At 56.0% G+C, this 18,619-nt stretch carries 18 protein-coding genes; 12 read left to right on the top strand and 6 right to left on the bottom strand.

All coding sequences use genetic code 11. The features are described 5' to 3' along the window. The 3 genes from glnE to AAC035_RS06905 all read left to right on the top strand — a co-directional run. Positions 1-1,942: bifunctional [glutamate--ammonia ligase]-adenylyl-L-tyrosine phosphorylase/[glutamate--ammonia-ligase] adenylyltransferase (gene glnE, locus AAC035_RS06915; protein WP_339801724.1), on the top strand; the 1,942-nt coding region annotated here is incomplete at its 5' end. Positions 1,943-2,020: 78 nt separating this feature from the next. Further along, positions 2,021-2,944 (top strand): branched-chain amino acid transaminase, encoded by a 924-nt coding sequence (locus AAC035_RS06910; protein ID WP_339801721.1) that lies wholly within the window; start codon positions 2,021-2,023, stop codon positions 2,942-2,944. 7 nt (positions 2,945-2,951) lie between these two features. Beyond that, positions 2,952-3,665, top strand: a complete 714-nt coding sequence (locus AAC035_RS06905) for a 3-deoxy-D-manno-octulosonic acid kinase (RefSeq protein WP_339801719.1) — start codon at positions 2,952-2,954, stop codon at positions 3,663-3,665. Here the strand turns inward: AAC035_RS06905 and AAC035_RS06900 are convergent, their stop codons facing one another. After that, positions 3,666-4,553 carry a lysophospholipid acyltransferase family protein gene (locus AAC035_RS06900; protein ID WP_339801717.1) on the bottom strand — a complete coding sequence of 296 codons (888 nt, stop codon included), beginning with the start codon at positions 4,551-4,553 and terminating at the stop codon, positions 3,666-3,668. A 149-nt stretch (positions 4,554-4,702) separates the two neighbouring features. Here AAC035_RS06900 and AAC035_RS06895 point away from each other — a divergent pair, with 149 nt between their 5' ends. The 7 genes from AAC035_RS06895 to AAC035_RS06865 all read left to right on the top strand — a co-directional run bounded on the left by AAC035_RS06895 (position 4,703) and on the right by AAC035_RS06865 (position 11,191). Then, positions 4,703-5,602, top strand: a complete 900-nt coding sequence (locus AAC035_RS06895) for a glycosyltransferase family A protein (RefSeq protein ID WP_339801715.1) — start codon at positions 4,703-4,705, stop codon at positions 5,600-5,602. Next, a complete protein-coding gene (locus AAC035_RS06890; RefSeq protein ID WP_339801713.1) occupies positions 5,599-6,552 on the top strand; it encodes a DUF6492 family protein in 954 nt (317 codons plus the stop codon). Before AAC035_RS06895 ends, AAC035_RS06890 begins: the two co-directional genes overlap by 4 nt. Positions 6,553-6,634: 82 nt before the next feature. Further along, a complete protein-coding gene (locus AAC035_RS06885) occupies positions 6,635-7,837 on the top strand; it encodes an O-antigen ligase family protein (protein ID WP_339801710.1) in 1,203 nt (400 codons plus the stop codon). A 5-nt stretch (positions 7,838-7,842) separates the two neighbouring features. Beyond that, the gene (locus AAC035_RS06880; RefSeq protein WP_339801707.1) at positions 7,843-8,757 is read left to right on the top strand and encodes a glycosyltransferase; all 915 of its coding nucleotides are present in this window, start codon (positions 7,843-7,845) and stop codon (positions 8,755-8,757) included. 95 nt (positions 8,758-8,852) lie between these two features. Further along, positions 8,853-9,614, top strand: a complete 762-nt coding sequence (locus AAC035_RS06875) for a glycosyltransferase family 25 protein (protein ID WP_339801704.1) — start codon at positions 8,853-8,855, stop codon at positions 9,612-9,614. Positions 9,615-9,670: 56 nt separating this feature from the next. Beyond that, on the top strand, positions 9,671-10,399 hold the full coding sequence (locus AAC035_RS06870; protein ID WP_339801702.1) for a hypothetical protein: 729 nt from the start codon (positions 9,671-9,673) through the stop codon (positions 10,397-10,399). A 138-nt stretch (positions 10,400-10,537) separates the two neighbouring features. Further along, positions 10,538-11,191, top strand: coding sequence for an FkbM family methyltransferase (locus tag AAC035_RS06865; RefSeq protein WP_339801700.1), 654 nt, complete (start codon positions 10,538-10,540; stop codon positions 11,189-11,191). Positions 11,192-11,203: 12 nt separating this feature from the next. Here the strand turns inward: AAC035_RS06865 and AAC035_RS06860 are convergent, their stop codons facing one another. Both AAC035_RS06860 and AAC035_RS06855 read right to left on the bottom strand, forming a co-directional pair. Further along, the gene (locus AAC035_RS06860; protein ID WP_339801698.1) at positions 11,204-12,112 is read right to left on the bottom strand and encodes a glycosyltransferase family 2 protein; all 909 of its coding nucleotides are present in this window, start codon (positions 12,110-12,112) and stop codon (positions 11,204-11,206) included. Next, a complete protein-coding gene (locus AAC035_RS06855; RefSeq protein ID WP_339801696.1) occupies positions 12,109-12,951 on the bottom strand; it encodes a glycosyltransferase family 2 protein in 843 nt (280 codons plus the stop codon). The genes AAC035_RS06860 and AAC035_RS06855 overlap by 4 nt, the downstream gene beginning before the upstream one ends. Positions 12,952-13,208: 257 nt before the next feature. Between AAC035_RS06855 and AAC035_RS06850 the strand changes: the two genes are divergently transcribed. Next, entirely contained in the window at positions 13,209-14,024 is an 816-nt protein-coding gene (locus AAC035_RS06850; protein ID WP_339801693.1) for a glycosyltransferase family 2 protein, read from the top strand. Here AAC035_RS06850 and AAC035_RS06845 read toward each other — a convergent pair. The 3 genes from AAC035_RS06845 to lpxL are packed head-to-tail and all read right to left on the bottom strand — an operon-like array spanning position 14,003 to position 17,071. Next, entirely contained in the window at positions 14,003-15,106 is a 1,104-nt protein-coding gene (locus AAC035_RS06845) for a glycosyltransferase family 4 protein (RefSeq protein ID WP_339801691.1), read from the bottom strand. The genes AAC035_RS06850 and AAC035_RS06845 overlap by 22 nt on opposite strands. Positions 15,107-15,126: 20 nt before the next feature. After that, positions 15,127-16,080 carry an ELM1/GtrOC1 family putative glycosyltransferase gene (locus AAC035_RS06840; RefSeq protein ID WP_339801689.1) on the bottom strand — a complete coding sequence of 318 codons (954 nt, stop codon included), beginning with the start codon at positions 16,078-16,080 and terminating at the stop codon, positions 15,127-15,129. A 1-nt stretch (position 16,081) separates the two neighbouring features. Further along, positions 16,082-17,071 (bottom strand): LpxL/LpxP family Kdo(2)-lipid IV(A) lauroyl/palmitoleoyl acyltransferase, encoded by a 990-nt coding sequence (lpxL, locus tag AAC035_RS06835; protein WP_339801686.1) that lies wholly within the window; start codon positions 17,069-17,071, stop codon positions 16,082-16,084. A 119-nt stretch (positions 17,072-17,190) separates the two neighbouring features. Here lpxL and waaA point away from each other — a divergent pair, with 119 nt between their 5' ends. Continuing rightward, a complete protein-coding gene (gene waaA, locus AAC035_RS06830; RefSeq protein ID WP_339801683.1) occupies positions 17,191-18,444 on the top strand; it encodes a lipid IV(A) 3-deoxy-D-manno-octulosonic acid transferase in 1,254 nt (417 codons plus the stop codon). The last annotated feature ends 175 nt before the right edge of the window (positions 18,445-18,619 follow it).

The following is an 18,619-nucleotide window of genomic DNA, read 5'->3' as shown; positions in this document are numbered from 1 at the left end:
CCGCGAAGTGCGCCGCAAGGGTCTGGAAAACAACATCAAGCTGGGCAGTGGCGGCATTCGCGAGATCGAGTTTGTGGTGCAGGCGTTCCAGCTGATCCGGGGCGGCCGTGACCGGGAGCTGCAGCAGCGGGAATTGCTGACAATCCTGACCGAGCTTGAGCAGTTGGAGCTGTTGCCACCCCGCGTTGTGCAGGAGTTGCGGGAGGCCTATGTGTTTTTGAGAAATCTTGAGCATGCGTTGCAGGGTATGGAGGACAAACAGACCCAGGTGTTACCCGACCATACGCTGGCCCAGGCCAGAGTCGCGTTCAGCCTGGGTTTTACCGATTGGGCGGAATGCGTGACCCAGCTTGAAGCTCACCGGCGCCGCGTTGCCCGTCACTTCTCTGATATTATCGCCGTCGAGGAAAACGAGTCAGAGGAAACGACCCTTGAAGATGGCTGGTTCGAGCTCTGGCTGGGGGAAATGGATGATGACGAGGTCGTGAATGGATGGCTGGGCAGTCATGGCTTCGAGTCTCCTGCCCAGAGCGCGGCACAGCTTCGTGATCTGCGTGAGAGTCGTACGGTGCAGACCCTGCAAACCCAGGGGCGGCGGCGCCTCAATCAGTTCATGCCGGTGCTGCTGGAAGCCCTGTCTCAGGTGGAGCGGCCGTCTGAAACCCTGTCACGGGTGCTGCAGCTGGTCGAGGCGATACTTCGTCGCAGTGCCTATATTGTGTTGCTGCTGGAAAACCCCGGGGCCAGAGCACAGCTGGTGTGGTTGTGCAGCGAGAGTCCGTGGATCGCCTCGCAACTGGCAGAAACGCCGTTGCTGCTGGATGAGCTGCTGAATGCAGAAAGTCTGTACCACCCACCAACGCGGACCGAACTGGAAGACGATCTGCGTCAGCAAATGCTGCGCATTCCCTACGAAGACCTGGAAGAACAGATGGAATCCCTGCGGCATTTCAAAAAGGCGCACATTCTGCGGGTCGCAGCGTCGGAATTGCGGGGTACCTTGCCATTGATGAAGGTCAGTGACTACCTGACCTGGATCGCTGAAGTCGTGCTCGATCATGTGGTGGATGTGGCCTTTGCAAATCTGGTCAGTCGTCACGGCTATCCCCGTCGTCAGGAAGGTTCGGCCTGTGACACGGATTTTGCCATCATTGGTTACGGCAAGCTTGGGGGTATTGAGTTGGGCTATACCTCGGACCTCGATCTGGTGTTCATCCATGATGGTGATCCGGAACACTCTACGGATGGCGAGAAACCCATCGACAACGCCGTTTTCTATACGCGGCTGGGTCAGCGCATCGTTCATATTCTCAGCACCCAGACGCCCTCAGGTCAGCTCTATGACGTCGACATGCGATTGCGGCCCTCGGGGAACTCAGGGTTGCTGGTCAGCACGGTTACGGCGTTTGGCAAATATCAGCGTAACGATGCCTGGACCTGGGAGCATCAGGCCCTGGCACGGGCCAGGGGCGTGGCTGGTTGCCCCGCGACCCTGGCCCGCTTTGAAGAACTGCGGCGCGATATCCTCTGCAGCCACAGAGATCCGGTGGCACTGCGGGCCGAGGTGGTCGAGATGCGGGAAAAAATGCGGACCAGTCTGGGTACGCCGGAAAACCGGAGGGGTGAGGTGTTTCACATCAAACATGACACCGGCGGCATAGTGGACATCGAGTTTCTGGTGCAATATCTGATGCTCGCCCACTCCGAAGCACATCCGGAGCTGACCCAGTGGTCGGATAATATACGACAGATGGAAGAGTTGGGCCGGGCCGGACTGCTGCCACAAGAGGACATTGAAAGGCTGCGGGAGGCCTTTATAACCCTGCGTTCCACAATTCACCGCAGGGCCTTGCAGAACCTGAACAGTCAGGTTGAGGGCGGTGCTTTCGTGAATGAGCGCAAATACATTCAGGACATGTGGAAAAGGGTGATGGTTGGTTAGCTTGCTACACTTCGTTTCGGTGATTTTTCCTGCTAAACTGCCGGTTTCCCGAAAACCGCACTTCTAGGAGCATGCATAATGTCGATGGCTGATCGCGATGGCCTGATCTGGCTGGATGGTGAGATGGTTCCCTGGCGCGAAGCCAAAACCCACGTCCTCACCCATACCCTTCACTACGGTCTTGGGTGTTTTGAAGGTGTACGTGCGTACAACACGGCCAATGGCCCCGCTATTTTCCGGCTGAAAGAGCATACTGATCGCCTGTTCCGCTCCGCCCATATTCTCAATATGAAGATGCCTTACACCAAAGATCAGCTCAATGAGGCCCAGTGCCGTTCGGTTCGGGAAAATAATCTTGACGAGGCCTACCTGCGACCGATGGTGTTCCTGGGTTCGGAAGGTATGGGCCTGCGCGCGGATAACCTGCAGGTGCACGTTATGGTTGCCGCCTGGAGCTGGCCGTCCTATATGTCTCCGGAAGCCAAAGAGCTGGGTATCAAGGTGCGGACTTCGTCCTACACCCGTCATCACGTGAATATCACCATGTGCAAGGCGAAGGCCAACGGTAACTACATCAACTCCATGCTGGCGCTGAACGAAGCCATTGCCAGTGGCTGTGAGGAAGCGCTGTTGCTGGATAACGAAGGCTACGTGTCGGAAGGCTCCGGTGAGAACATCTTTGTTTACCGCGACGGCGTCCTGCACACCCCTGAACTGACCTCCTGTCTGGAAGGCATAACCCGCCAGACCATCCTGGATTTCTGTAAAGAGCTGGACATTCCGGTTCGCGAGCGTCGCATCACCCGCGACGAAGTCTACATCGCGGATGAAGCCTTTTTCACCGGCACCGCGGCGGAAGTACTGCCGATCCGCGAACTGGACGGCCGTGTTATCGGCGCCGGCAAGCGCGGTCCATTGACTGAAAAACTTCAGGCCATGTACTTTGATGCGGTGAAGGGCAAGTCGCCTCAGCACAGCGAATGGCTGACTCTGGTTCGATAGAATCCCTATGGGGCACCACTACGAAACACAGGTTGACGTCGCTGGAGGCTTTCTGGTGGCGCAATCGTTTCGGGAGGAATTCCGGGAAGCATGGTTTGATCCGGAATATTGGGGTGATCGCGCTGAACCTGTCACTAAAGGAGGGCGAGGTTCAGCATGGTTTATTTCCTGCGAAACCGGGGCGCTGGTGCTCAGGCATTTTTGCCGTGGTGGCATCCCTGGGCACTTTATCCGTCGCGACTATGTCTATGCTGGAGCAGACGCGGTCCGGTCCTTTGCTGAATTTCGATTGCTGGACACGCTTTTCCGCGAAGGGTTTCCGGTACCTGAGCCAATCGCTGCAGGCTTCAGCCGGCGCCGATTGCTGTTTTATCACGCCTCACTGATTGTGCGCCGGATACCGGATGCCAGGCCTTTGTCCGATTTTACAAGCCATTCGTGCGTTGCGACATGGCGGGCTGCGGGGCTCTGCGTTCGCGGCTTTCATGAACGCGGCGTTTTTCATGCAGATCTGAATTGTATGAATATTCTGGTGGCCGACAGGGTTTATCTGATTGATTTCGATCGGGGCTACATCGTCCCCGCTGGCCGCCATGATGGATGGAAGGCGGCTAACATCAGTCGCCTCAAACGCTCAGTGAAGAAAATTCTGGTGAATTTGTCGCCAGAACTGCGTGAGAAACTGTGGCAGGCATTCCTGGATGGTTATGACCATGGCTGATCAGTAGACCGGCTGTTCTCCGGGGGCGGTTCGCCGAAAGCGTTTATATTCCCACTGATACTGGGCCGGAACTTCGGCAATGCACTTCTCGACGGAACGGTTCAGAGCCGTCAGGGATTCACACATATTCGTTGACGCCATGCCCGGCTCGACTTCCCGTATGACGATCTTGAAGCCCCGGGCATCCGGCAGTCTCTGGGCATAGGTGATCAGGGGTCTGGCACCTGTCTTTTGGACCAGCTTGGACGCCAGGGTCATGGTGATGGTGGGAATGCCAAAAAATGGAGCGAATTCCCCTCCCTCACGCCGGGGTGTCTGATCAGGCAGTATACCGACTACACCGCCTTCCCGGAGAATGCTGAACAATCGCGCGATGCCCCGACGGTCTGTCGCCACCAGTTCGGAGCCACTACGACTGCGAACGGTCTTCATGTACTCGTCGAGTCCGGGCTGGTTCGGCGGACTGTAAAGCGCTGCCATTTTGTAGCGGGAGGCGAAGAACAGGCCTACCAGTTCCCAGTTGCCCAGGTGGGGAGCAAGGAGCAAAAGCCCCTTGTTTCCAGCTCCATGGTCCGCCAGCAGAGCTTCTCCTTCAATCTCCCGCACCAGGCCCAGGCAACGCTCAACTGGCCAGACCCACATCAATGGTATTTCCAGGGCCATTGCGCCCGTTTCCCGCAAGCTGGCACGTCCCGACGCTTCAATTTCGCTGGCGCTCAACTCTGGATAACAGGCCCGAAGATTCTTGCGGGTGGTCTCTGCTGCACGGCCTCCCAGTTTCCAGACAATTCCACCCAAAAAACGGCCTAGATGCTGAGCTCGCCGGAGGCTGAGCATGGATAGCAGGCGGAAAATCAGTTTGATGAGTCTGGCGGACACAAAAACCATCCAAGAGGGAGGAAACAGGGCAAAAAAAGTACCATTGTCGTCAAATATACACAAGGCGATTGACCGTTTGTAACACCATGGCTGTCTGCTTTTGAAGAGGCACCGTGCTAGAATCGCCGGGCTTTACAAGACAGAGCCGGGCACCGACTATGCTGAATCTGATACAACTGTTTTTCTTCCGGTTTGCGGCAGGAGGCTGGATACCTGCAAGCTGGTTCGAGCCGGACTTGCCGGCCCGGGAGAAAAGGGCGACACGAACCGGTCACCTCAAGCTGGAAGTGGTCAGTCATTGCTGGAATTACTCGCATTTTCTGGTTTACCAGTTAAGTTCACTGGTGTTGTTTCCGCCGCAAAAGCTCGATGTCACCATGACGGTCTTCTACAGTCCGGAAGACATCCGAACCGCAGAGTTGCTGTCATTTTTCGAAAACCAGAATGTACCGGGGGTGACCTGGAACTGGCAGCCCGTATCCCGTCAGGAGCTGTTTCGCCGTGGCATCGGCCGGAACCGGGCGGCTCTGGCCACGCAAGCCGACTGGGTCTGGTTTACCGACTGCGACCTGATGTTCAGAGAGCACTGCCTGAACACTCTCGCCGAGGTATTACAAGGAAGGTCTGATGCTCTGCTTTTTCCGGAGCAGGAGCGTACCACCGATTTGCTGGCTGATGACAATCCCATGCTCCGGGCCGGCTCCAGCGGGCCCCAGGTTCTGGACATTGACACCACGTCGTTTACCACTCGCAAGATCACCAAGGCCACCGGTCCGCTGCAGATTGCCCACGGCGATGTGTGCCGGGCTGTAGGCTATTGCCGGAACATTGGCCTTTACCAGAAGCCGGTAGAAAGCTTTGCCAAGTGCCACGAGGATCGTGCATTCCGTTGGCTGCTTCGCAGCCAGGGTGAGCCCATCACCGTGCCGGGCGTATACCGGATTCGGCATGTTGCCAAGGGACGCTATTCAGGTAGCGAGACAAGAAGCAAATTCAGGACCTGGATGCGGGTTTGGCAGTCCCGGTGGCGTGACTGGCGACAGGATCGTCGTTCATGAGAGTTGAACCTCATATCGTGTTCGTCACCCCGACATGGGCGGGCGATCTGGACCATTTCCGGGTTATGAGACGTTCCCTGGAGCAGTCTAACCTGGCCCGGCACGATCATTATGTGGTTGTGCAAGATGAGGATATATCGCTGTTCGAAGAGTTTCGTGGTCGCCCGGGGCTGACATTACTTTCGACCAAAGATGTATTACCTGCTGTTGTTGAGCGCCGACGGGTCAGGGCCAGAGCGATTTCCGACCGTTTTGGTCGCGACTTCACCAGAATCTGTGGGAGTCTGAAACGAATAATTTCCTGGCCGCTCTGGCCCTCCTACACCGGCTGGCACACCCAGCAACTTTGCAAACTCAAGCTTGCCAGTGAGCTGGACTGTGACATTGCCGTGGTGCTCGACTCGGACCTGATTATCACATCTGCGGCCTCTGCAGAAGATTTTTTCGGGCCTGCCGGAGTCGTTTGTTTCGCAAACTGGAGCCGCCGGAATGAGCTTGGAGGAAAGGTCAGGAATTGGGTGGTGGAAACAGAACAGCTGGTTGAGGCAGAGTATAAGGCGGATCCAGTCAACGTGTATTTCGATACACCATTTGTATTTGACCGCAGGCTTCTTAGCTCAGCTCTCGCTTTTCTCGAATCGAATACGGGGAAAAACTGGTGGGCTGCCTTGCTCGATCTACCCCCGCGCCGATGGTCAGAGTTCGGTTTCTACAAGGCCTTTCTGACGTACAGGGTTGCGGAGGTCGCTGTGGATTGGCGTGAGCCCTCGTTTTTTCGCTACGTTTATGACACAAGTGCTCCGCAAAAAGTTGTCGATACGGTCGGTGAAATGATGGCTGATCCCCGGGTGCATTATGTAACCATCCATTCTCAGGCCAGTGGCCGTGAAACCTGGGATCCGCAGGCTTATCTTGAACCGCTTCTGTTACTCCTGCATCACGATGACTGACAGCCTGAAGTCACCTGTCAAGTCTCCAGTGGCGAGGTTATTGGCGCCCGGGATATGCGGTGGGGAAGGGTGTCTGCCGCATTTGTTTGCGATCTGGCTGCTCCTTGCGGTGCTTACGCCGGAAGAGGTGTATCGAACGTTTTTCCACGTGTTGATCTACCCGCTTACCATCTGTCTGCTGGCTCGTATGGGCAAGAGTATTGTCTGGAAAGATCCGTTTGTCCGGTTATTTCTGCTGTTCTGTGGTTATATGGCGGTGGCCACGTGGCTCGTAGGCGGTGAAGCTGCGGAGAAGGATGCACAGGCTGTGCGTTGGGCCTTTGAAGCCGCTCTTGGAATGGTTGCCTTTTTCATGTGGATGTTTTCGGTGGCTCGAAGAGGCAGATTCTGGGGTTTGTGGTTTCTCTCTCTGGCATTCATCGGCGCTTTTGCCGGATTAGTATTTTCCTTTCCGGAGGCAATTCACGGCGCCCGAATTGGCGGTCTTGGGGTTATGGGGCATCCGATTCAGGGCGCGTCCATAGCGACGATTTTCCTCGCAACGGGATTGTTTCTCACGTTTCGAGAAAGGGGCACTGTAAACCCGAGCGTTATCCTGCTTGCTATTATGGCCGCGGTTTCGGTCTGCACCTTCGTTTCGCTCAGTCAGAGTCGCGCGCCGCTTATCGCCCTGATGGTCTATCTCTTGTTCCTGGCCGTCCTTCTGAGTTGCCAGTACCGTAGGCCGGTCACGATCTTTCTTCTGTTTCTGGCTGCGACGGGCGTGGTAGTCTCGATACAGTGGTTCATCGGGTTGGACAGGCTTCTTGATCAGTTATCGTCAAGGGGCATGTCTTACCGGTTCGAGATCTGGGTTGCTTACCTTAGCTATCTACCGGAGTCGCTTCTGCTGGGAAACGGGGCTGGCCTGGATTTTCGACTTACGGATGCGGCACGGCTGCATCTTGAGCCCCTGGGGCTCAATATCGCTCATCCCCATAATATCTGGCTGGGTGCCTTTGTGCAGACAGGCCTGATCGGTGTACTTATGCAGGCAGGTCTGGTGGTTCTTCCTGTGTTCGCAGTGGTGTCAAGTCCCATGCCGCTGACTGGCAAGTTCCATCTGCTGGCCATTCTGGGATTGTTTCTGTTGCTTACATTTTCGGACGAATACACTTTGCTTATCTCGCTTCATCCCGTCTGGTTCTTGGGTTGGATCCCGCTTGTTTTTGTCTGGACCTGGTCCAGGTACAAGACAGAGGAGAGAGTCGGAGCAATTTATTCCCGTGATCCCGGAGGAAATTGAAACCCATGGCCATGAATGCTTTGACGGTCTGTATATTTTCTTTCAATCGGGGTAAATACCTTCGCAACTGCGTGGAATCGATCCGCCACTGTATTCCTGATGCCGAAATCGTTATCTTTGATGATCATAGTGATGATTCGGAAACTCGTGAATATCTGAGGCAGGCTGCTGAATTCTGTCAAATTGTCGAGCCCCGGGAGGTTGGCACCATCAAGCATGGAGGCCTCTACCACAACATGGATGCGGCTCTCGATGTTTTTCGGGACAGGCGGCTTATCTGCTTTTTGCAGGACGACACCCAGGTGGTGCGGCCTGTTACCTCTGCGGATCTTGAGATGATTGAGGGATTGTTTGACTGCAATCCTGAACTTGGTTTTATCCATCCCTGCTTTATCCGTGGTATCGACCTCAGGAAGCGACCGGTGACGCCATTGCCGGGGCCAGCCTCTGACTTTTTTTTTCGCGAAGATACCGGGCAAAGCGCAGGTATTCATTATTCCGATCTGGTGATATTCAAACCAGACCGACTCATAAAAGCAGGGTGGCGTTTTCATCAGTCAGAACCTGCAAACGACAAACAGGCAAAAAGCCTGTTTGGTATGATGGCGTATATGTGGCTCCCTTTCGCAATGTGGTTACCGGAGGTGCCTGCCTATCGGGGTAAAAAGAAAACGCTGGGTTTACGCCTTGCCGAGCGGAAGAAGAAAGTTGGATTCTATCCTTTCATCCTCCTTTCGGAGAGTGAGATTGGCCGGTTGAAAAGACAGGAATCCCCGCGGTTACCGATAGCCGAGGATTTTCTTGAGTGCACGCCCGGCTCCCCGCCCAAGCCCTGGACGTACAATCCGTTGACTGGTCTCGGGCTTCTGAAAAAACTGAACAACATCGAGGTTGCGTTTCGCCGGTGGTTGAAGCTTTGATCAATCTGGCCGAGCTTTCTGTGACACTATATTTGAGATCCTTTTGTTACGCCGGGTAATAATATCTGGGATATTTCCTGAACTGGACACCTGAAATGATGGAACAACCGGAAATTGTAGTTATCAGTCTGGAGAGGGCGAAGGAAAGACGGCAATCCATCGAAAAACAGTTTGCTGAGCTGAACCTGCCTTTTTCTTTCTTTAACGCTGTTGATGGAAAGCTCGGGCATGAGCTTTTCAGCCATTACGACGCGAATAAAGCAAGGCGGATCGGAGAAATCCCGCTCACACCGGGGCATTTGGGGTGCTACGCGAGCCATTTCCTTGTCTGGCGACGTTGTGTCGATTCAGGAAGGCCAATGATTGTTCTGGAAGACGACGCCGTGCTCTTCCGGGAGGCATTTCTGAGGTTTTTGAATCAGGCTTCAAGGCTGCCCGAGGAACTGGAATGTGTTCGGCTTTTCGAGAGCAAATCCCGTAACAGGGAGCGTATGGAGGTGTTTGAGAATGAAGGACTGGCAATTGCAAAATTTCTGCGGGGCCACAAAAGTGCTACAGGCTATTATCTCACGCCGTCTGCTGCGGAAAAGTTTCTGAATTACGGTGAGCGTTGGGCCGAACCTGTCGACATAGAAATGGACCAGTTTTGGGCAAACGGCGTTGAATGCTTTGGAGTTCTCGAGCCCTGTCTGACTCATAATGCGGATTTCCAGTCAGCAATCGATTCTGGTATCGACACTTCCCAGTTGAGGAAAGGCCTGATGCGTTTGCGTTGGCGCTGGTACTTGCTGAAAGGAAAGCTGGCCAGAGAAGTTCACAATTTCAGGTTCAAGAAACGATTCCGTTCGTCTTCGTGAATGCCCCGGCGGTATACGAGCAGGTGTGCAGATGATCTATTTGAGGGAGCCCTCCGTTGAGTAACATTCCAAAAGTTCTCCATTTCATCTGGGTTGGTGATGAGGATAAGCGGCCGGAAGCCTGCTTTGAAACCTGGCGGCGGCTAAACCCCGGCTTTGAGCTGAAGATTTGGGGAAACACTGAATTCAGAGAGCGTACCTGGCGCACCAGGCGCCATATGGAAGCGATGTGGCAGACCGGGCAGTTATTCGGGGTTGCCGATCTGATGCGCTGGGAGATTTTGTTTGACGAGGGCGGGTTCGCACTTGATGCTGATTCGATTGCCATCGAGCCCCTTCCGGAATGGCTGTTTGAATGCACTGCGTTTGCCTGCTGGGAAAACGAGCTTGAATCGCCGGGGGTGATTGCCAACGGGTATTTTGGTTGTCGCGCAGGAGACCCGCTTGTCGGACATTTGGTGGCAAGACTGGAAGCTCAAAAACATTTGGCGACCAGGTTTGTGTGGTACAAGTTTCGTCGCAAAACGGTGGCGGCCTGGAAAACTGTGGGACCAAGACCGCTGACCGAGGCGTTCCATGAGCTTGGTTACAGTGAATTGACAGTGTTTCCGAGCCACTTTTTTTGTCCGCGGCATATCACTGGTAAAACCTACTCCGGTGCCGGCCCTGTTTTTTGTGATCAACTCTTCGCAAGCAGCAGGCCCAATGGGTACAAGGAGTTGAATCTGCACAAAAGTAGTGCCGAGATACTGACCAGTGGTGCGAGGGAAAGACTGAATCGTTGAGAAGCCTGATGGTATTTCGAATCTGCATCGCTGATGAAGATTCTTTTCCCGGAGCCTATGATGAGTAAAACAAGAGAACGATTAAATCGCAGGTTATCCCCGCTCGGTTACAGACTCGTACGGACACACAGTCCCAACTTGTTCGAACTCATGCTGTTGCGTTATCTGGAGAGGCATGGGCAGAAACTGAAATTTATCCAGATTGGCGCGAACGATGGGCGACGGTTCGACCCGCTCCATGAGTTTGCTACCTCGCCAAACTTCACGCTTTCGGGATTGGCTGTGGAGCCGGTCCCTCGTTTTTACCGGGCGCTGAAAGAGGTTTACCGGGATCAGCCCGGGATAAAGCCGATTAATGCCGCTATCCATAACGACATGGCCGAGGCAACTCTGTACGTCGTCGGAGAGGCCTTCGAATCCAGGGTCCCGGAGTGGGCGCTGGGGACTGCTTCTTTCAATAAAGACCATGTGATCAAACCTGAGGTTCCCGAATCCTATGTTGAGGCTATACGGGTTCCGTGTCTGTCGCTAAGCGAGCTCATGGGTCAGGAGGGCATCAGGCAGATTGATCTTTTGCAGATCGATACCGAGGGCTACGACGGCGAAATTATTCGCAGCATCGACTTCGAACAGGTCAGACCAGCCATGATTCATTTCGAGCATGGCATGGCCGATGGGGTTATGGGCCGCGGGGAATTTGACGATCTGACCGCCCTCTTTAATCGTCACGGCTATCAGGTGTTACCGGAAAATTACGATGCGGTTGCCTTCCTGCCACACGAGATTGGCTGAGCAGGTCTGAGATTAGTCAGGAGTCAGGCGCTTCAGGAATGCCTCTAACTTTGCGAGCTTTCGCAGAATCCGGTAGCGTCTGAGGGGGTCGTAAATCCAGGGTGATTTCAATCCGTCAACGGTCACCTCCAGATAGTCTTCGGCAATTGGAACCTGGTTTGTTGGACGGGTTCTCAGTTTTTGTACGGTTTGGTCGGCCATGATGGCAAAGGGATAAAACCCGGCCTTGTTGATCCTTTCGGCGAGTCTGAAGGTGAGACTTTTCTTTTTGTTGCGATAAGCCGGTGGATTTGGCAACCACATGGCGAAAGGTGCATAGAGATAACCCATTTCCAGAAAGCTGGCTTTTGCCTGTTGTTCATTTTCAAATTCGCCCGGGACAAATTTCCAGTTCACGTCTCTGAGGCGATCGCTACGGGTGATCGAAATATCTGAGTAATAGACGCCCGCTACCTGTTTTTGGCTGCGGTGTTCACAGACGTAAACACCCCTGTCCTTGTGATAAACGAACCGATCGAGCGTCCGTTGTCGGGTTATTCTTTTCTGGAATACCGGTGCGATAAACCCGGCGTTCGGGAATTTCTCAAAGTAATTCTCTATGAATTGAATATCCTGTTCGTCGATTTTCCGGACCAGCTGAGTGTCGTCTTGTAAAAAGCAGATCAGGCTGTCTCCGGGGACCGAGTCGATGGCTCTCTGCATGTTGGTATAGAGTGCTCCGTGCTGATCGCCAGTCTCCTTGTCGTCCCGGCGTCTGACTTCATGTCGCTCCTCTATGTCACCAAGGATTTGCTGAGTTTCCCGGTCGTTGCTGGCATCGTCATAGATAATGATCTGATGTCCGGCAGCACAGGCTTCAATGGAATCTATGCAGTTTTTCAGGTGAGGCCCGCGGTTGTAGGAAAAGACGAAGAAGATCAAGTGAGGTCTCCGGTCGGTTGTGTCTGCAAGTGCTGTTCGATGCCATGCTCTGTCCGGATGATACCTTCCTTGTCCGATTTGAGACGATGGCGCTTGTTGGTCTCGACGATGGTGGGATCGACGTACCCGCGAGCATGATCGAGATGAACGACAATCGCGTTATAGCGAACATGCTTTGGCTTAACGCCAAGATTGGTCAGACGCACGCCGAACTCTCTGTCTTCACCTCCGTAAGCCATGGTTTCATCGAACCCATTCACAGCGAGAACATCCTTTTTCCAGGCCGATCCGTTAGAGCCTTTGAAGCGACACCGGGTTGGCGTGAGCGTATTAAACAGCCGGGCCTGCCAGCGATTGGCCGTCAGCTTGCTGTTTTTGTAACCTGGTTTCAGGCCGTGGGCCTTGAGCCAGTCCAGGTCAAAACAACATCCCGATATTATATCCTCTCGGCCAATAGCCTTGCTGGTTGTCATGGGGAGTTTATGATACCCGCCAGACAAAAAGTGCCCGGGTTCCGCTTCAGTGGCGTGGACTTCAAGGAAGTCACGTCGTGGGATGCAATCGCCATCGGTGAATACAAGGTAGTCAGAGGTTGACTCAAGCGTAGCCAGATTCAGGATCCGACACTTCCGGAAGCCCCGATCTTCCTGCCAGACATGCGTAATGGGCAGGCTTGTTTCCAGCCGCATGCGGTCTATCAGCTGGCGGGTCGCTTCTGCTGAGCCATCATCGGCAATAATGATTTCAAAGTCGCTATGGCTCTGAACGCTGTAGCCCCAGAGTACTTTTTCCAGCCACTCTGGAGAATTATAGGTACTTATGATGACGGAAAGCTTCATAGTCTCAGGCCCGGAAATTCAGTATGCCAATGATAGATATGCGCAGGATACCATCTCAAGAGCAAGCGGCGTGACCAGAGGCTCGAGTTCCCGGATTTTGCTTTGCCAGTGCCAGAGCGGACCTCTGGCAGACATGAAGGTGCAGAGCCGTGTAATTCCTGGTGATGATGCCACGCCTGCAAGCATGGGATGCCCACCACACAAGGGTGGTTTGATATGATGGCCGCCTTCTTCCTTGCATACACGGAGTGGCTGGCATGATACCGGTGTCCGTTTATTTCATCACCATGAACGAAGAACAGCGGCTGGCCGAATCTATTGCCAGGGTTAGCGGGTGGGCCGACGAGGTGATTGTGGTCGATTCCGGCAGCACCGACGGCACCGAGCGCATCGCGAGAGAGGCCGGTGCCCGTTTCGTATTTCACCCCTGGCAGGGATTTGCCCATCAGAAGGCCTATGCCGCCAGCCTGTGCCGCAACGACTGGGTGCTGGATCTGGATGCGGACGAAGTACTTTCAGATGAGCTGATTCAGAATATCCGGCAACGCTTCGAAACGGAGCCGGAGTCTGACTGTGCCGGCTTTAAAATGCGCTGGGTCCTCTCGCCCCCGCTGGCCGGGCACCCCTATCATTACGAGCGTCCCCAGAAGCTGCTGCGTATCTACCATCGCAGCCGTGCTGCCATCGTACCGGAGGCCAACAGCAACAATGACCGTCCGCAGGTTCTGGCGGGGCGGGTGGGGTTCATTTCCGGGGACGTGCTGCACCGTACCTTGCTGAATCTGAGCCAGCTCGAACGCAAGTTCAGTCAGCTTTCGGATGAGCAGGCCGCCTGGTACGTGGCAAAGGGCCGGAAAATCTCCAGCGTCCGGCTGGCAGGGGAATTCCCTCTGAAGTTCCTCAAGTACTACCTGCTGCGGGGCCATTGCCGTAATGGCTGGTTTGGGCTGGCGACCTCCATCGCTAACGCCAATCGCAACTTCATGCGCCTCGCCAAGGCTCGTGAGTTGCAGCTGGTGAAGGCTCTTGAAGCGAAGCAGTCGGCTTCTGGTCAGCGTTCCGACAGGGCCTGATCGTAAACAGCCAGGGTGGCTTCGGTCTGGGCCTGCAACTGAAAGCGCCAGGGTAGCTCAACAGGAGGTGGCTCAGTGACCAGCAGCGCCATGACCCGTTCCGCGAAGGCGCTGGTATCGTCCGGGGTGACCAGGCCTTGTGGAAAGCAGGCCCGCAGAGTTTCGGCGGCGCCGCCGCGGTCAAAGGCGGCGACCGGGGTGCCGGAGGCCAGTGCCTCGGTGATGGTTCGGCCAAAGGGTTCCGGCTTGGTCGACATATGACAGACCACGCTGGCCACCAGATACAGTTCATTGATGTCGTTACGCTGGCCAAGAAAGGTGATGTCGTTACTCAGGCCCAGATCGCGACACTGCTGTTCCAGCTCTTCCAGAAAGTGCTCCTTGCCGGGCTCTGCGCCACCCACGATGATGCCGTGAGCATCCGGCATCTGCCGCAGAATCTGGGCCATGGCGTTAACAAACAGGGTCTGGCCTTTCCAGCGGGAGATTCGCCCCGGCATCATGATCAGGCGCTTGCCTGCTAACCGGGGGTGCTCCTCATGAAACCGGGCAAGCCATTGGGTTTCCGGCGGGCGGGGGCAGAAGGCATTGATGTCAACACCCCGCTGAATCACGGTCACCCGTTCATCCGCAACCTTGTAGTTGTCGAGCACGTACTGTTTGACGCATTCAGACACGGCAATGATCCGGGAAGCGCGAGCCATCACGGCGCTGTAAGGATTAACCGAATACATGCCGTGAAAGGTGGAAACGAGAGCAGGGCGCCGGGCTGCGGGCATTCCCTTCCAGGCCAGCCAGGTAATCCAGGCGGGCATGCGGGAACGCACATGAACGATATCTGGCTGCAGCTCTGTGAGCAGTCTCCGCATCGGCAGAATCTGTGCAAAGGAACTCAAAGCCTTGCGGTGCACCGGCAGTTCGATGTGGGTGGAGCCCTGGTCCAGGAGCTGGGCTACTTTCGGGCCACCACTGGAAATCACCAGGGATTGATGTCCGCGTTTTACCAGCTCGGCCGCAAACTCCAGTGTCCCTCGCTCCACGCCACCGCTATGGAGGGCGGGCAGCACCTGTAAGACTTTCATGGGTGTCATCCGTTGCTGTTTTAGGAGGTGGAGGTTACAAACGCACGTGGAAGCGTTTCGGTGAGCCAGCGAGCCGCCCGGTCTGCTTCCCACAGGGGCGGGCGTTGCGACGCAGCTATCTGCGGTGATGTCTCAGACATCAGGCGCTGTCTTTCGGACCAGCTGAAAGCGTAACCGTCAGATTGTAGCCTGATTACGCCAGCGGTGACGCGGCTGCCGGTCACTGGCGGTAACTCAAACAATCCGGTTGGCACCCCGGAGGTGATAGCTTCGCCGACCATGGAGGCACTGTCCGGGGTCACCCAGACCGCTCTCGACGCTGCCAGCTGGTGGGCCAGCCAGTCTTCATGGGTACGGTCCGGGTCCTGAATCCGGACCTGCGGTGAGGCCATCCGGGCAAGCGTCGTGCGCATGGTCTCAGGGGTCCGGCGGGAGCCGCTGATGGTCCACTGCCAGTCCGGGTGCTGGCGGATCAGTTCTTTCAGCTGGTCTGTCAGAGCCTGTTCATCCCAGTGAAAATGTCGGGAGGGCCCACCCACAAGTATCAGCCCCTGTCTTTTCTCTGTTATGCGAGCCAGCGGGGTGATGTTATTGATAACACCCTCGGTAATCAGGGTGCGTGGCCCCGGGCGCACCTTGTCGTGACCCGGAATCAGGCAGGCACTGACCCAGCTGCGGGGGAATCCTGGTTTCATCAGCACCACTGTGGCGGCCGTGCGTCTGAGGGCCAGTAATAGCCGGTGGCTACTGCTACCAGCAGCGATAATCAGGTCAGGGTGCGGCAGGGTCTCGGGCAGGTGTGGCGCCGATCCCAGCAGGGCCCGCCAGAGGGCAACCGGGTGCTCGTCTGCGCTGAGCCAGTAGGCACTGGCACCGGTCCGGGCCTTCAGTCGGCCGGCCAGCCCCCTGAGCTGATTGCGGTGACCGGGTTTGTTGTCCGTCAGCAGCCAGATCACCGGGGTATGTTCGGCCATGCTATCCCTGTCGCCTTGCCCGCTGGGCCTGCTTGCCGTGCTTTCCGTATAGATCGGGGTCGTCCGCAGCGGGTCGGGTTTTGAAGCGCCGGTGCATCCAGAGGTACTGATCTGGCTGCCGCCGGATTTCCCGTTCGATAGCCTGGTTGACCTGGATGGCGTCCGTCATGTCGTCACCAGAGGGGAAGTTCTCCAGGGCCGGCTGGAAGTATATGTCATAGCCAGGCTCGCCTTCCCGGCGGAAGTGACTGAATGGCACCACGGCGCAGCCACTACGTTCTGAAATCCTGGACGTGGCGGTGATGGTGCCGGTTGGAATACCAAAAAACGGTGCAAATACAATACCTTTTCGGCCATAGTCCTGATCCGTGGCGTACCACACGGTACGGTTCATTTTCAATCGTTTCAGCAGGCCTCGCAGATCTTTGGAGCTCAAGGCGACACCGTAACGGCGCTCCCTCGCCCGGGTCATGACGGCGTTCATCAGGGCATTGTTGTGGTCCCGTTGCATGACATCCGCTTTGATCACCTCCGTTACCAGGCTGCCGCCCAGGTCCAGGGTGCTGTAGTGTCCACCCAGCAGCAGGACGCCTTTTCCTCTCGCGAGGGCCTGGTTCAGGTGCTCCAGTCCATGGATGCGGGTGATGTTTGCGAAGTGCTTCGGGTTGCGGAACCAGGCGATGCCTATTTCCATAAGCCCTATGCCATTGGCATGAAAGGCTTTGCGCACCAGGGCCTGCTGCTGTTCCGGGTCCAGCTCAGGGAAGCAAAGACGGATATTCACTTCGGTTATCTGCCGGCGCCTGGGAATCAGCCGCCAGGCCAGCTCACCCAGCAGTTTGCCAATCAGCCACTGGCTTCGCAGCGGCAGGTGGGACAGCAGCCACATGGCACCTACACCAAACCAGGTTGGCCACCAGCGGGGATGCAGGTAATGGCTGTAATTGGTGTCTCGTTCCGCCTTGCGGCGTTTTTTTTGTTTATTGCTCACGTTGAATCGGTTATCCGGCTGATAAAGTCCGGAGTTTATCAGGGCATTCCGGGCCCTGTCAGTGGCAGTTATCGGGGGATTGGTTAGAATGACCACCGATTCGGTTTCGCGGGGCAACCATGCTGCATTTTCTTTACTCACTGTTCTTCCGGCTGGCGCTGCCCCTGGTGCTGTTGCGCCTGTGGTGGCAGGGCAGGAATAACCGGGAGGTTCGCAGGGACTGGCGGCAACGCCTCGGGTTTGTGCCCGTCAGCGATCAGCCGGTGATCTGGGTCCATGCAGTGTCCGTCGGTGAAACGATTGCCGCCGGGCCACTGGTCAAGGCCCTGTTGGAGCGGCGTCCCGATGTGCCGATTCTGATGACGGCCATGACCGCTACCGGAGCGGCGCAGGCAAAGGCCATGTTTGGTGATCGTGTCAGATACGCCTACTCCCCCTATGATACCCCGGGTTCGGTGCGTCGCTTTGTCAGGCGGGTACGTCCGCAGGCACTGGCAATTATGGAAACCGAACTCTGGCCCAATATGATTCAGCAGGTGAGTGAGCGGAACTGTCCGATCTTTCTGGTCAATGCCAGGCTGTCCGCCCGTTCTGCGAGGGGCTATCAGCGCATTGACTCGCTGGTCCGCTCGCTCCTCCGCCGACTGACCTGGATCGCTGCCCAGGCCGACGAAGATGCACATCGGTTTCTGGTGATTGGCGCAAGGCCTGATTCGGTTTCGGTGACGGGCAGTATCAAGTTTGATGTGGATATCACCGATGAGACCCGGGAAAGGGCCAGGGTTTTGCGGCAGCAGTTCAATGGTCGACCGGTATGGATCGCGGCCAGCACCCACGAGGGGGAGGATGAGCAGCTACTCGCCGCCCACCAGCGTTTGTTGGCGGCGCTGCCCCAGGCGCTGATGGTTATTGTCCCCCGGCACCCGGAACGCTTCGATTCGGTGGCATCCCTGGTAGAACGCCAGGGTTTGTCGCTGGTGAGACGCTCGTCAGAAGAACAGGTTGGTTCAGCACAGGTCTATCTGGGTGACAGCATGGGGGAGCTGCTGGTGCTCTATGGGGCGTCTGACGTCGCCTTCGTTGGTGGCTCTCTGATTGAACGCGGTGGTCACAATCCACTGGAACCCGCCGGATGGGGTATTCCGGTGATCAGTGGGCCTCATGTTTTTAATTTTGAGACGATTTATAAGCAGCTTGAGGAAGGCCATGGACTGGTTTACGCCGGCGATGCCGGAGCACTGGCAGAGAACCTGATACACCTGCTGTCTGACGAGGCCGCTGCAGAAGCGTCCGGTCAGGCTGCGCTGGCGGTCGTTGAGGCGAACCGGGGCGCGTTGAACCGTGTGGTTGAGGGAATACTGTCACGGTTGTGACGACGAAAGGTTCCAGGGCGGGGCGGCCTGTCTGGTCCTGACAGAAAAGCCGGTGACCCGAAAGGGACCACCGGCTTTTTTTACTTTGACGGGCAGCGTCAGCGGGACGGGCGCTCCAGTACCTCGGCCTCATTGGCCAGAGCCTCGATACCGGGCGCGGAAGCGCTCAGCCACT

The sequence above is a fragment of the uncultured Marinobacter sp. genome, from assembly GCF_963974375.1.
Taxonomy (GTDB): domain Bacteria; phylum Pseudomonadota; class Gammaproteobacteria; order Pseudomonadales; family Oleiphilaceae; genus Marinobacter.
Note: the sequence above shows the minus strand (reverse complement) of the source record. Positions and strands in the feature narration are given on the sequence as shown.

Bases quoted from the DNA above. Each gene is read 5' to 3' on its own strand.
- AAC035_RS06910 (WP_339801721.1), top strand. From the start codon at position 2,021: ATGTCGATGGCTGATCGCGATGGCCTGATCTGGCTGGATGGTGAGATG.
- AAC035_RS06905 (WP_339801719.1), top strand. From the start codon at position 2,952: ATGGGGCACCACTACGAAACACAGGTTGACGTCGCTGGAGGCTTTCTG.
- AAC035_RS06900 (WP_339801717.1), bottom strand. From the start codon at position 4,553: ATGGTTTTTGTGTCCGCCAGACTCATCAAACTGATTTTCCGCCTGCTA.
- AAC035_RS06895 (WP_339801715.1), top strand. From the start codon at position 4,703: ATGCTGAATCTGATACAACTGTTTTTCTTCCGGTTTGCGGCAGGAGGC.
- AAC035_RS06890 (WP_339801713.1), top strand. From the start codon at position 5,599: ATGAGAGTTGAACCTCATATCGTGTTCGTCACCCCGACATGGGCGGGC.
- AAC035_RS06880 (WP_339801707.1), top strand. From the start codon at position 7,843: ATGGCCATGAATGCTTTGACGGTCTGTATATTTTCTTTCAATCGGGGT.
- AAC035_RS06875 (WP_339801704.1), top strand. From the start codon at position 8,853: ATGATGGAACAACCGGAAATTGTAGTTATCAGTCTGGAGAGGGCGAAG.
- AAC035_RS06855 (WP_339801696.1), bottom strand. From the start codon at position 12,951: ATGAAGCTTTCCGTCATCATAAGTACCTATAATTCTCCAGAGTGGCTG.
- AAC035_RS06850 (WP_339801693.1), top strand. From the start codon at position 13,209: ATGATACCGGTGTCCGTTTATTTCATCACCATGAACGAAGAACAGCGG.
- AAC035_RS06845 (WP_339801691.1), bottom strand. From the start codon at position 15,106: ATGAAAGTCTTACAGGTGCTGCCCGCCCTCCATAGCGGTGGCGTGGAG.
- AAC035_RS06840 (WP_339801689.1), bottom strand. From the start codon at position 16,080: ATGGCCGAACATACCCCGGTGATCTGGCTGCTGACGGACAACAAACCC.
- waaA (WP_339801683.1), top strand. From the start codon at position 17,191: ATGCTGCATTTTCTTTACTCACTGTTCTTCCGGCTGGCGCTGCCCCTG.